12 protein-coding genes are annotated in these 13,532 nt (G+C 49.9%); 6 read left to right on the forward strand and 6 right to left on the reverse strand.

All coding sequences use genetic code 11. From position 1 onward, the window contains the following. The 3 genes from SGI97_05325 to SGI97_05335 all read left to right on the forward strand — a co-directional run. A partial coding sequence (locus SGI97_05325; GenBank protein MDZ4723307.1) for a hypothetical protein occupies positions 1–286 on the forward strand: 286 nt, incomplete at its 5' end. A 40-nt stretch (positions 287–326) separates the two neighbouring features. After that, on the forward strand, positions 327–1,046 hold the full coding sequence (locus SGI97_05330) for a pseudouridine synthase (GenBank protein MDZ4723308.1): 720 nt from the start codon (positions 327–329) through the stop codon (positions 1,044–1,046). A gap of 754 nt (positions 1,047–1,800) precedes the next feature. Continuing rightward, positions 1,801–4,176, forward strand: a complete 2,376-nt coding sequence (locus tag SGI97_05335) for a hypothetical protein (protein ID MDZ4723309.1) — start codon at positions 1,801–1,803, stop codon at positions 4,174–4,176. Positions 4,177–5,313: 1,137 nt separating this feature from the next. Here the strand turns inward: SGI97_05335 and SGI97_05340 are convergent. Further along, a complete protein-coding gene (locus SGI97_05340; GenBank protein MDZ4723310.1) occupies positions 5,314–6,003 on the reverse strand; it encodes a type 1 glutamine amidotransferase in 690 nt (229 codons plus the stop codon). A gap of 371 nt (positions 6,004–6,374) precedes the next feature. Between SGI97_05340 and SGI97_05345 the strand changes: the two genes are divergently transcribed. From SGI97_05345 to SGI97_05355, 3 genes are read left to right on the forward strand one after another with little or no spacing between them, the layout of a single operon-like run. Continuing rightward, positions 6,375–7,028 carry a RimK-like ATPgrasp N-terminal domain-containing protein gene (locus SGI97_05345; GenBank protein MDZ4723311.1) on the forward strand — a complete coding sequence of 218 codons (654 nt, stop codon included), beginning with the start codon at positions 6,375–6,377 and terminating at the stop codon, positions 7,026–7,028. Next, positions 7,016–7,900 (forward strand): ATP-grasp domain-containing protein, encoded by an 885-nt coding sequence (locus SGI97_05350; GenBank protein MDZ4723312.1) that lies wholly within the window; start codon positions 7,016–7,018, stop codon positions 7,898–7,900. The genes SGI97_05345 and SGI97_05350 overlap by 13 nt, the downstream gene beginning before the upstream one ends. A 3-nt stretch (positions 7,901–7,903) precedes the next feature. Next, positions 7,904–9,025 (forward strand): peptidase C39 family protein, encoded by a 1,122-nt coding sequence (locus SGI97_05355; GenBank protein MDZ4723313.1) that lies wholly within the window; start codon positions 7,904–7,906, stop codon positions 9,023–9,025. A 60-nt stretch (positions 9,026–9,085) separates the two neighbouring features. Here the strand turns inward: SGI97_05355 and SGI97_05360 are convergent, their stop codons facing one another. From SGI97_05360 to SGI97_05380, 5 genes are all read right to left on the reverse strand, one after another. After that, positions 9,086–10,087: an amino acid--tRNA ligase-related protein gene (locus SGI97_05360; GenBank protein ID MDZ4723314.1), complete on the reverse strand. Its 1,002-nt coding sequence runs from the start codon at positions 10,085–10,087 to the stop codon at positions 9,086–9,088. A gap of 1,249 nt (positions 10,088–11,336) precedes the next feature. Continuing rightward, positions 11,337–11,525, reverse strand: coding sequence for a hypothetical protein (locus SGI97_05365; protein ID MDZ4723315.1), 189 nt, complete (start codon positions 11,523–11,525; stop codon positions 11,337–11,339). Beyond that, the gene (locus SGI97_05370) at positions 11,500–11,718 is read right to left on the reverse strand and encodes a hypothetical protein (protein MDZ4723316.1); all 219 of its coding nucleotides are present in this window, start codon (positions 11,716–11,718) and stop codon (positions 11,500–11,502) included. Before SGI97_05370 ends, SGI97_05365 begins: the two co-directional genes overlap by 26 nt. A 32-nt stretch (positions 11,719–11,750) precedes the next feature. Next, positions 11,751–12,536, reverse strand: a complete 786-nt coding sequence (locus SGI97_05375; GenBank protein ID MDZ4723317.1) for a hypothetical protein — start codon at positions 12,534–12,536, stop codon at positions 11,751–11,753. Beyond that, complete coding sequence (locus SGI97_05380; protein MDZ4723318.1) at positions 12,533–13,426, reverse strand: DUF4388 domain-containing protein; 894 nt, start codon at positions 13,424–13,426, stop codon at positions 12,533–12,535. The genes SGI97_05375 and SGI97_05380 overlap by 4 nt, the downstream gene beginning before the upstream one ends. Between the last annotated feature and the right edge of the window lie 106 nt (positions 13,427–13,532).

Genomic DNA, 13,532 nt, shown 5'->3' on the forward strand with positions numbered 1-13,532 from the left:
GCAGACCGAGCTCGGTCTGCCGCAAACACCGTTCGCTGATGCCTATGCCAGCAAGCTGAATGTGGCCGATGGAACCTATAATCCGGCTGAGAGAGACGCTGATATTGAAAGCTTACCGACTGGTGAAAGCCAATCGACACCACAATCAGGTGGCCGAAGGATTACGCTTCACCGAACAGGCGAAAATGCCGACTTTTCAGCTGAATCCGAAAGTAACGAGATTTCTGACGAGCAAGTGGACGAAATCGTGCCAGACCTTGAGCTTGACGAAAAGACCCATCAATAGTATATTCTAATCATAAACATTTCTTTGGAGAGGTCGCTTGATGAGAATCAATAAATATCTCTCTCTGTGCGGTGTGACCTCGCGTCGAGGCGCAGAGGCTCTCATTGCCGAGAAGCGCGTCACCGTCAATGATATAACTATCGACAAAGTAGGCGTGATCATAGACGAAGCGACTGATGTCGTCAAAGTCGATGGCACAGCCATTAGTCCGGTCGATGAAAAAATCTACGTTGTTTTGCATAAACCGCGCATGGTTATGACGACCCTCCGCGATCCATTCAAACGACGCACGGTGCTTCATTTTTTACGCCGGCTTCGTCAGCGGGTCTATCCCGTCGGACGGCTTGATTATGATACTGAAGGCGTTCTGTTACTGACCAACGACGGCGATCTGACCTATCGTTTGGCTCACCCCAAATACGAAGTTCCAAAAATATACGAGGCAAAAGTTCTCGGCACTTTTTCGCGCGAAGCCGCGGCGCAAATCGAAGCCGGTATCAAGCTTGATGACGGCGCGATAGGCCATGCGAAAGTGAATGTGCTTGGGTTTGCCGGAAGATTCTCGCGTGTGCGATTGGTCTTGACTGAAGGGCGCAAGCGTGAGGTGAAGCAGTTGTGCAAGAAGGTTGGTTTTCCGGTTGAGCATCTGGTACGGGTTGAATTTGCGGGAATTAATTTGAAAAACCTCAAACCGGGCGAATGGCGTTTTCTGAGTCCTACGGAGCTGGACAGATTGAAGACGATGGTGGAGTTGAATTAGCGGGGGGGGCTATGCAGATTTTTGATGCCCTATTAAGTGTCATTCCAGTCCGCCACGCCTGCCCGCTGTGGCGGGGCGGAGAATCCATCTTCTCGACATCTGTAACACTAAACGAATATAAGACGTCAGGACCCAAGGGTCACTGACCTACTAATATCGGAGTGTCAGGCTGGGCTGCCCGACACCACGAAGAACGAAATGCTCTAACAAAACCATTCCAGTCCGCCAACAATGTCATTCCAGTCCGCCACGCCTGCCCGCTGTGGCGGGGCGGAGAATCCATCTTCATCTTCGTGCGGGACGTCCCTGGCCTGCACCAATATAAAGATCACACCGTCCGCCACGGCGGAGTGTGGTACAAGAAAATATAGCAGACATACCCACCCCGTCATTGCGAGCCCCGATTCTGAGAGGGGCCCTCCACGGCGGGCAGGCGTGGCAATCTCATATTCTCTTGACCCCGGTGAGCAACCGGGACGTCCCACACGAATATCAACACTGGTTACTCCGTCAGCGGAGTATGTCATTTTGAACGGGCGGGTGACAATGTGCAGGCGCGCTGGAAGATGAAGAAAAGACTGTCAGGCGGGGGCGCCTGACAGCACAGTATTATTCAAATTTGACTTGATTTTTTGAAATCCTATTATATATTTTGTTGTAACAACAAGCTCCTTAAGACTGTTAGTCAACGTTGAGAGAAGTGGTTTCGATCATCAATATGTATTTGGACACTCATTTTTCGAGGAGGAGTCGGATGTATCAAAGTTCACGCACAAAAACTTGCTTCAGTCGGCCAACGTCTGGTCCCAAACCATTTGGTGCGTTCGCTCTTTTAATTTTGGTAATCGCTTTGCTCTGCTTCTCTGCTGACGATCTACATGCACAAAGCTGCTGTACAGTCCGAGGTAATGTTGACTGCAGTCCGGATGGGGTAATAGATATCAGCGATCTGTCGGCTCTGATCGATTACCTGTTTATTTCGCTCGCGCCGACCTGTTGCGATTCGGCAGGTAACCTCGACGGTAGCCCCGATGGTGTAATTGATATCTCCGATTTGTCGGTTTTGATCGATTACATGTTTATTACGTATGAGTCACCGGCCCCTTGCGAAGACGGCAATATGCTGTCCGCCGAAGCGCGTATGGCGGTGGTCGACGACGTTACCCATCTGCTTGATTCGCTCACCAGCGATCCCAATGTATACATAAAAATCCGAGATTTTCTGAATAGCAGGCCCGAGATTGATAGCGCTGGTATAGTCTATAGTCCTTCCACAGTCTGGGCTCTCTTTGTTGACAGTGTTTTGCTCTTGGTGACGAACAATCGTCCCCCTTCAAGTGGATTGCCGACTGAAGCACGAGAGGACGAAATAATTGTCCCATATGAGTCCCGAAGTCGGCCACTGGATAATGATCCCTACCCGATTAAGAGAGAAGTCGGCCATCCCAGGCCGCCAATTGTCAACAGCGGGCTCCCCGCCTCTCTGCAAGCTCGATTGCTAAATACGCTCGGGAATAATTTATTTAGTCCAGTAACTCAGACACTCGCCAATTGGTTAAACGCCGGTGGATACGTGGCAACTACACCCGACGAAACTGTTGAAGCCCTGAGGACGGTCGGCGGTGATGGCGTCTTCTTTTATAGCACACATGGTGGCGCAGGCTACTTTAGTCTCGATTCAGCGGATATGGCTTATGCGCTCTGGACAAGTACCATTTCCACCAGGGCAAATCTCCCAAATTATATCACTGACCTCAAGCACAAGCGACTTGCGATTCAAGTTGGGCCCTTCGATATCATGCCAAATGGGGACACGATTGTTCAAGCCCACTATGGAATTACCTCAAAATTTGTGGACCACTACTGGGGTAATTTCGCCGCAAACTCAATGGTCTATATTGACGCGTGTGGAAGCGATGGTCCTTTTGCCCAACCGATGAAGCAAGCAATGCTTGCGAAGAATGCCGGAGTGTATTTCGGCTGGTCTTATAGCGTTTTTTCCGATGCCAGCAATCTTGTAGCTCAGTTTATGATTGATCGCCTGTTGGGAGCAAATCTCTACCAATCTTATAAAGAGTCCCCCCCACAGAGACCATTTGATATGGTCTCCATTTATGGAGACCTCCAGTCGAGAAATCTACATGCGCACCCAACCACTGATTCGCTTGTGGCTCCTGGCAAGAAAACTGTCTTCCAATATACTGCTGGCACTGGTGATTTCGGCATCCTCTCTCCAAGCATCAGGTATATGGCCGTCGTTGAGCACTTCGATACCCTCTATATTACCGGTTTCTTCGGTAGTGACCCCGGATCCAAAGGGCGTGTGATTGTGGGCGGGACCGAACTGCCTATCTACTCCTGGGAGCCGGGCATGATTTTCGCATTTATTCCCAACACCGGAGTAGGTTCGGTTGGGCCGGTGACAGTCGAGATCGATGGACTCACCGGACCATCATCCAGCACTAAGCGCAAAAGCAACGTTGTCAATCTCACCGAATGGCATGGCCTCTTTACATATAAAGCAGACGATTTTGGGTCGCTCCTTGGGAAAATTGTCATCGATGCTCATTTCCGGGCTGATGTCCATTCTTTCCGAGATTTTCCGCACACGACACCGGGTTACTATTCTGTCGTCTTTCCGGCGATGGATGACTCGTACGGAACCGCGAGCGTAAGCGGTGGAGCGTCGTACATCAATAATGACAATGATCCGCCCGACACGACGACATGGACATGGTTTGGCTCACAGCCTCTCGTGAGTCTCTGGGAGCAGGACCCGACAGGGTTTCTGATGACCGGGTTTATTGTCCAAAACCCCCGCAAACTTCATCTCCGGCTAGCCGCCGCTAAGAATGGGGGGCTGAAAGAGAAGATAATTTACACGCCTGGTGGGAGTGAAATCATTAACGACCTCACAATCGGTATTCCCTTTGAACTCTATGATTTCTTCACAGGCTTGTTCTATATAGACATGAACAATGTCTGGGATATTCTGGGGAACCAGCGGACGTATTTTAGGTGCTGTTCTCGTGATCCGAACAATCCAGACGCCTTACCAGATGTTCTGCATAGTTTGTCCTGGCCGACGATACCGGCATCGTGGGCGCCGGACACCAGCGCCGCGCAGTGAAATTGTCTTGCTCTCCTTTGTGAGATTCCGTGGCTGGTGTACGTCCCGCCACGGCGGACTTGAAAGCCCCGTGCACCAGTCTGTCCTTACGACTTTGTATGGGACGTCCCTGTCACGCACCAATATAAAGATCACACACTCCGCCGCGGCGGAGTGTGGTACAAGAATTAATGTAGGCACTCATACCCCGTCATTGCGGGCCCCGATTCTGAGAGGGGCGTGGCAATCTCAAATTTCTTCGTCTTGTAGCGCGGGTCCGTTTCGGCCCCGCGAGTCTGACATTCAATCTTTTATCGGTAACTGATTATGCCTGGTCTTCGTCGCTATGAAATTGTGGGGCGAACATTCTTTGTGACTTCCGTTACTTTCAATAGATTACCTGTCCTTGAGGGCAATGAAAAAATGCTACTGGACACATTTCACAATATCACAAATCGCTATTCGTATGACCTCATTGCATGGGTAATCATGCCGAATCACTTTCACCTCATTCTACACACAGACAATGTCTCCTTGTCACTTATTCTTCAAAGGATAAAATCATCGTTCTCACTTACGTATAATTCCGTCAACAATCGAAAAAACCGATCAATTTGGTAGTCGCGGTTCTGGGATAGAGTTGTCAGGTCTGAAAGTGAGTTGAACAGGTACATCGATTATGTGCATTATAATCCCGTTTCCGAGGGTTTGGTTGACGCACCGGGAGAGTATGAATGGTCCTCATTCCAACGGTATTTTGAGGAAGGACAGTATACTTCGGATTGGGGAGTGCGAGAAAGATTAGAATTCCCCGGCGATTTTGGGGAATGAAGACCCGCGGGGCCGAAGCGGACCCGCGCTACAGGGGAACTATAGTTGCTGGTGTACGTCTCGCCACGGCGGAGTGTGGTACAGGAAAATATAGCAGACATACCCACCCCGTCATTGCGAGCCCCGATTCTGAGAGGGGCGTGGCAATCTCATATTCTCCGTATTCCTGTACCACACTCCCGACATTCGTTGGGACGGTGTGATCTTTTCTTTCCCCTCTTCCTCTGGGTGGGGGTATATTCATGAGGAATACAGAATCACTGAACCGTTCGCCTGCGGCGAACCACGGCGGAATCGCTACAAGACCAAGAGACCCGCTGCATGCTTTCACAACCCCAAGAAATTCTTCAGCAGTTTGTCGTTCAGACTTTGGTATCTTGCCGCGTTTGTTTCGAATTCCGCTATTACGCTTTGGGGAGATTTATTGACATCGGCTAAATCGTTTGGCGATGTCCGGCACATATCTGGTATTTCATCATATCTCGAATCGAGATGGAACTGGATACCCACTGCGTTTCGCTTTCGAAAAGCTTGGTTTTTGCACTCGGCGCCTTCGCACAGAAGCGACGAGCCGAAAGGAAGTTTGAATGCCTCGCCGTGCCACTGAAAAACCGGAAACTCCGGATCAAAACCTGCAAAGAGCGGATCAGACAAGCCCGCTTCGGTCAGACGCACCGTCGAGGCTCCAATCTCTTTTGAGGTGTGCGGCACTACGGCCGCGCCCAAAACTTTCGCCAGCAATTGCGAGCCGTAACATATGCCGAGATACGGAATATCAGCCCTGATGGCTTCGGCAGTGAAACGATAGATCTCTTTGGTGAACTCCTGCTTTTGCGCGTCGTTAGCAGAAAAGGGCGCTCCGAGGGTGACGACTGCGCGGATTTCGTTTATTGGCGGCAGTTTCTCGACAGCGTAGGATTGGATTTGTTTGTATGGAATTGATTCCCGTGTGAAAAAGTCAGAGATTGCGCCTCCTTTTTCGACATCGACATTTTGGATGATGAGGATAGGTTTCATGGCGTGTATAATACAGACTTGGGTTTCAGTTTCCTATAGTGTCGGGCAGGGTAACCGATACCACGGAAAATGCGCCCGCCTCCGCGGCGTCCCGCGCGAAGAAATTCTAACCGTACTTACAGCTTCGCCACCTCTTTTTCTCGCCTACCCCTTGACATTTGGTGTAAATTCGTTTAGTTGAACCAACTAATGAGAAAACTGGTTTTACACACCACGGTGTTGACACAAAAAGACGGACACAAAAGTTTAGACGTGGATAGGCGACGGAAGATTGCCGCCGACCGGCAACAAGATAGTTCCGGACGGAGTAGTCTGCTTGCACACCCGCCTGTCAATGGCAACAATCCAGCATCACGGGGGATATCTCTGCCGTGGCGCTAGCCCGTCTCAAAAAACCACTTCTGCCCGACCGGGGCGTAACCCACGATTACATGGCCTATTTCAGTCGCGAAGACTGTTATGTCAACCTTCGCGGAGATTACTATTATCTCGGCCCGGGCTACTATGCCTCGCAGGATTGGGAATACGACAAAAAACGGGTCCACCCCACCTGCAAAGAATCTCTCGATGGCTATATTGTCCCGCTCTTTTTGGAAAAAATTAAATTGGTCGGACTGCCGATACCGGACTACTATATCACCAACGGCTATTTTGAGCCGCCGGTTATTGTCGATTCGCTCAATCCCTTCATGACCCGCCAGAGTATCGTCACCAAACAGGGACAACAAACGCGGGTGGCAAAGTCGATGTCCCGCAACTATACCTATGCTATCTCCTGCCAGGAACTTCCGCCCGGTGCGCGGGTCGGTTATTTTCGGTGCATTCTCGGCGAATGTCTGACTCCGCGCTACCGCCACCTTGCCGGGGCTGTTTGGCGGGTGTTTCGATTGCCGCTTGCGCTGGTGCGGGTCATTGTCCTCAAGGACGGCACGATACTTTTGAGCGCCCTCCAACCCCTGACCTACGGCAAACTTAACAAGCGAGAAAAAGAAATTATCGACAGGCTGGTCTCATGGCGAATATAGGAATATTCATTGAACGCTATACTGTCAGCCGCTCCGAGGAAATGGGCGCGCTCATGCGATTGGCTCAAGTCGCGCTCAAAATGAACCACCGCGTCGATTTTCTTTTCCGTCCGGATATCTACAAGATTCCGCAGTACCAGGCCATTTTCATTCGTACCCTGACCGATCCGATGAACTCATCCTATGTTGTCGCACGGCTTGCGCAACTAAACGGCCTTCGCGTTATCGATGATCCGGATTCGATTGTTATCTGTTGCGACAAAGTGAATATGTACAAAAGACTTCGCATGCATAATGTCCCTATGCCCGAGACCCACTTTTTGACCGAAGCCGATCTCAATCCGGATATCGGGTCATCACTGCTCAAAGCCGTCTCCAATCCGCTTGTGCTCAAAGCGCCCAATAGCAGTTTCTCGATGTATGTCGAACGGGTCAGCACTCCTGCTGAGTTTGCCAAAGTAGGCAAACGCTTTCTGCGAAGGGCCGATCGGGTCGTTGCCCAGCAGTTTGTTTCATCGGAATTCGACTGGCGGGTAGGCGTTTTGGCCGGAAAACCGATCTATGTCTGCCAGTACAAAATTCCAAAAAAACGCTGGAAGATTTTGACGTATACCGAAGACGGGCGTCAGATTCATGGCCCAGTCAAAGGATTTGACCTCGACAAGGTCGACCAGAAATTGCTCGATGTGGCCGTTCAAGCCACACAGGCAATTGGCAATGGATTGTATGGTGTTGACTTAAAGCAGGTCGGCAATGATTTTGTGGTAATTGAGGTAAACGATAACCCGACTATTCATCTGGGAGAAGAGGACCAAAACGCGCCGAATATCTATGAGAGTCTGGTTCGCTATCTTGTCGGCGACTGGAAATGAGTTATGTCACAGTCCCATATTATCCGCCATGCCGAACGCGCTGACCTTCCTTCTCTACTGCAACTCGAAGAGTCCGGGTTCGCTTTTGATCGTTTCTCAAAAGAACAATACCGTCGGCTGATTGCAAACTCCAATGCGAGTGTTTTAGTTCTCGATATGCACAAAGAGATTGTGGGCTCGGCCATTATGCTCTGGCGCGCGAAATCCTCTATTGGCCGCTTGTACTCAATTGTTATAGACCCAAAACTCCAAAGCCTGGGATTCGGACGAAAATTGCTGCAGGCTTGCGAATACGAAGCTGTCAAAAACAAATGTGAATCGATTGCGCTCGAAGTCCGCGCTGATAATCGACAGGCGATCACCGCTTACCAAAAATTCGGCTACACTGCTTTCGGCACTATCACCGGATACTATTCCGATGGCATGAATGCCCTGCGTATGAAAAAGAATCTTCCGAGGGAAGATTCGGGTATGCGGCTCGATATTCCTTATGTCTCTCAGTCGCTCGAATTCACCTGCGGATCGGCCTGCCTGATGATGGCCATGAAGGCCCTCGATACATCGCTTGTCGTCGATAGAACACTTGAACTTACTCTGTGGAAGGAAGCGACGCTTATATATATGATGTCCGGCGTCGGCGGCTGCGATCCGTTTGGCCTGGCCATTGCCGCGCGAAAACGCGGCTATGAAGCGCATGTTATTATCGCGGGCAAAAAAACTCCCTTTCTTTCCACCGTCCGCTCGACTGAAAAAAAAGATGTTATACGATTACTTCATAGCGCGATGAAAACCGAAGCCCTCGCGCTTGGCGCGACCGCCGAGCAGAGGAATTTCAAATTCGATGAGATTAGCGATCGAATGAACGCCGGTTGGATTCCCATCCTTCTTGTTTCAACCTATAGATTGCACAATGTCCGACTTCCACACTGGGTTGTCGTCACCGGTTTCGATGAGAACTCTTTTTATTTCCATGACTCGTACGAGACCTTCTACCGCGAAGACCGTTCTAAAGCGCGTGATGTACAGATGCCAATCGAAGCTTTTCGACGCATGCCGTATTTCGGCAAAGAGCTGAACAAGATGGTTGTCTTTGTTCACGCTTCCCAAAATTACAAACGCCAATAAATAAAAAACGAGACCCCGCATCTGCAGAGGTCCCGTTTTTACATTGATCGGGAGTTTTATTTATGGAATAAGATACTCTGGTGAGCGCGGTAATTCAATAGCCGCTTTTATACTCGACCTACCTGCGCTCAAGTCAAGCGCGAGTATTGATTGCACAAGCCGCTCGAAGCCAATTCCACAGCCCGATGACTGTCCTTCGCCATGCTCAAGCACTTCGAAATACCATTCGAATTGTTTCGGATCGACTCCACGCTCGACCAGATGATCGAACATATATGATTCCTCGAACTGCTTCTTGCAGGTAACAGCCGAGCCTTCGCGAACAGCCCCGCCAACCGACTCGCCGACATTCGGCAAAAGCAAATCACAACAGAGGGTTTCCTGGCCATCGCGTTTCATCGAGAAAAATTTGATAACCCCGCCCTCTTTTGGTTTTGGATCCGATGGATAATGCGTGACAAAAGTGGGCAAGTCATTGAGAAGTTTGCACAAGGCGAGTTCTTCGGCAGAACCAAGGTCATCGCCGATTTCGAGATCATGGCCGTTTGCATTGAGCAGGGCAATAGCGTCGTTATAAGCGATTCTGTTATATGGCAAGGCGACGTATCGGTTGAGAGCCTCGATACCGTTCACACCGGTCGCGGCTGAATACATTGCCTTGGTGAGCGATTCGATATGGTCCATGAGGCCATCCAGTTCAAAATCGCGCCCCTCGAATTCGATTAGGGTAAATTCGCACAAATGCCGGTCGGTTACTTTGCGTTCCTGTCGAAACGACGGCCCGATAGTGTAAACCCGGTTATGGGCGAGGGTGAATGCCTCAAGATACAACTGCCCGGTCTGGCGCAAAAACATATTTGCTTCGGATCCGAGTTCGTTGTACATAGTTACCGGCATGGCATTCGGAAACCACTCGCATGACCCGGTCGCACCCGTGATATGCGGCACCGAGATTTCCATGAATTCATTTTTTTCAAACCATTTCCGCGCCGCACCGAGCAATCTCGAGCGAAGTAATGTTGTTTTGCCGTAGTGTCCCTGCATGACCGCTAAATGACGCATCGTGACCTCCTTGATAAGTTTAAAAAAACCATCCGAGAATAATCGGATGGCGGCTTATATACTGATTCTGTTTTTGTCGAGATAATGCGTCGGCGATCATGAAATAGAAGATAGGAATGGAATTGCCAGAGTGTTCGCCGCTCTGATGGGTGACCGCCTGAGCGGCCCGATGGTGAGTGTGTCGCCATAGACGACTGTACCTCCGAAGTGTGGCGAGGACCCATGTCGGTCAAAAGACCGAGTGCTTCCAGCCAGATTTCTTGTAGCTCCGATTAAGCTGTTCTTAAAGTGTTAGGATATGGAAGAGGGGATTGGCTGTCAAGGGAAATTATCTTCATTGGAGCCATTTATTTTTATGCCCTGCGAGTCTTCTCTAAATTGAATATGCCTTCACCCTCTTCTTTCAATCTGGGAGAGGGGAAACAGTAAGATCACACCGTCCCGACGAATGTCGGGAGTGTGGTACAAGAATCCGAAGCCCGACATCAATAGAAAAAATGAGGGCAGGCACAGGGACCTGCCCCTACAAATCCAGACCGATTATACCAACGCCACACCCGATATTATGTCGATATTCCGTAGGGGCAAACCCCCTGTGGTTGCCCTCTTCATCCCGCCATTGCGATTCGCCCCTGCGTGCTCTCTTACTCTTGTGGCGACGAACCCCCAAGGTTCGGCGATTCTGTATTCCTCACAAATAAGCCCCCACCCTGCCCGCTCCCGAAAGAGAGGGAAATAACGAATCGCACAATATGTCGTTGCGCGTTTTGCTTCTGAGCGAAACGCGGCAATCTCATATTCTCTTCACGCGGTGCGCGACAGTCCGCCGTGGCGGACCGCACGAAGAACTAAGAAGTGCAGTCACCCCTCTATTTTGTCATTCCAGCGCAAGCTGGAATGACAAGGCAAGAGAACATAAGTCCGCCGCGGCGGAGTGGGTAACCGAAATGTTCGTGCGAGGTGTCTCTGCCCCGCACATTATCTCAGTAAACAGTTTGTCCTCATACGGGCCATATAAAAACCCACCCGTTGGGTGGGCTACAGGAACTTAATGAACATACCGACCCTCCGCGCCTGCCGATTGTGGCGGATTCTCTTCACGCGGTGCGCGCCTGCCCGCTGTGGTGTGGCGGACTTGAAAGCCTCGTGCACCAGCAAATTAAACTGTTGCATCAGGTCTCACACTCCAAAAAAAAGCCGGCTGATTCTCACAGCCGGCTTCAGAAGAAAAAATTGTCTCAGAATCTATTTATGCATAGATCTCTTTTTCATTGCACTTGCACACGCCGGTATTAACGGCGCGGAATTTCCATGCCCCGTTGTCGGCCTTGAGAGCCTTGACATGTTTGACAAACAGGATGTCTGTCTTGCAAACAGAGCATGTGCTATGGAGTGATTTCTTGCTCGCCTTGTCAGCGAAACTTTGCTTCTTTGCCATCGCTAAATACCTCCTCGACTATTATGTCGTCATCGTTTCCTAAAACAGCTATTTCTGCTCTAACAGCAAGCAGGAGTCGAGTTGTTTCCTGAAGCAGACCGAATTCCTTGTTTTCTTGAAAAAAAGGAGCCGCTTTGTCGAAATAGTCGATTGCGGCACGGTATTGCTTCTGGCGTATAGCCCGTAATGCCAAACAATATGCCTTCTCGGACGGGTTTAGCATCTTTATGACCGTCGCTTAGCACTGTCGGTGCTGCCAGTTGCGCTATTTAGCATATTTTCGGCCTCTTTCAGCCGTTTGACATAGGGCTCAACCATATAGCCGTTTTGCTTAAGGTAATATATTATGAAGCCGGACAAAAGCAAGGCATCTTTATTCTGCTGTAAAATAGCAGATTTCAGGCTGTCATCGAGGACCGAAAGCAGGTGCTCACGATCCCGCTTAATGTCTGAAAATAGGTTGCTTGTTCGCTCTAAGACAGTGCCGAACATGGCGATAGTGTCATTGGAGACAGGTTCGGGGGTTTGTTTAATCGAGCGGCGAGGCATATCCATGGACAGAGGCGGCACAACATTCTCCGCGCCGCGCTTTAATACAAGCCGTGGTGGTTTTGAATCCAGTTTGCTCAATGCCGGGGTTTGACCATCAATGGTCGAGCCACTCCCGGTCGATGTGTGACTCCAGCGGGAGATCTCTTTTGAGATTTTGTTTATAGCCGGGGAGGAGTCTTCCGTGACACGAATTTCCCTTTTAATCTCTCCCAGGATCAGCGCGATACGATTTCTATCGGCATCTTTGAGGACGGTTTCTTTTAGCCACGTGTTATGCTCGGCGAACCACCCCCCAACATCTTCGGTTAAGTCATCACCGGCAAGGAATCCGCGGGCGATGTCATCGAGCCGGTTGATTCCTTCAAGAACCTCGAGCCGCTCTTCTTTGAGCTCGACTGCGCGGTCAAGAAATGATTCGAGCAGGCGTTCAAGTGATGTCAAAGATTCTATCTGGCTCAAAGTTCCTCGCCGTGGAGAGGTGTCGTAACAGTTCGCGTGGACATTCTATTGCTACTGGCGGACTTTTCGGTGAGATAATCTTCGAAATGCAACGCCAGGCGGTTGACCATAGTTTCGAGCGCCGCGCTTGTAGTTGAGTCAGATTTAATTCCGCGCCCTTTTACGTTTTTCTTTTCAGTACTGATCACGATACCAGCAAGTTTCAATTGGGATAACACCCGAAGTGTCTTCTCCCGGGGTTGTTTGTTTGCCGCGCAGATATCATCTATCGAGCGGTAGCCATCGACTAAAGCCATAACATTCCATTCATCGGCCTCAAGAGTGATAGCGCGCGCGCGTCCCGCCTGCGTAGCCGAGAGTGAGAAGACGACTTCAAAATTGGGAAGGGTCTCCTTGATAAAATTCATCTCATCGAGGCGGCGAAGTCCCTCTAATATGACATTCTCAACTGAAAGTTTGACGGTTATTTCTTCTTCGGTTGGGAACTGATTTTCATAGAATTTGAATGATCCGCTTTGCCATGAGAGGAGCGAATAGAGGAGTTCTTCAACCTGTTGTGAGACGACTTTCTCTAAATCAGAGCGGTCGATAAAGCCCTTGTTGATTAGAATCTCGCCCAACCGTTTGCTGTTGTCGGTACGCGCCTGACTTGCGACGGCCTCCTCAAGCTGGGCGACAGTGAGCTTCCCTTTTTCTTTGAGGAGCTGCCCCAGATGGTAGGTTTGTCTCGGGCCGTAGCCGTAAATGATGTCACCTTTGTCGAAATAGACCATGACAATAAAGTCATCGCGCTGTATTCCAAGCGTGCCGGATTTTCTGCCTATGGCGACGAGATGAAAGATTTCCGGAAGTGTGAATTTTTCTATATTTCCCTGAAGATCGAGGTCCATGTATCAGTTCTCGTGCAGCGGTTAAAAGCTCTAAAATGTTACCTGCTAAATTGCTACTTAAACACAGGTTGCATTTTCTCATTTATTTCGTATGAGTGAAACTATT

The organism is Candidatus Zixiibacteriota bacterium (genome assembly GCA_034439475.1).
Classification (GTDB): domain Bacteria; phylum Zixibacteria; class MSB-5A5; order GN15; family FEB-12; genus JAWXAN01.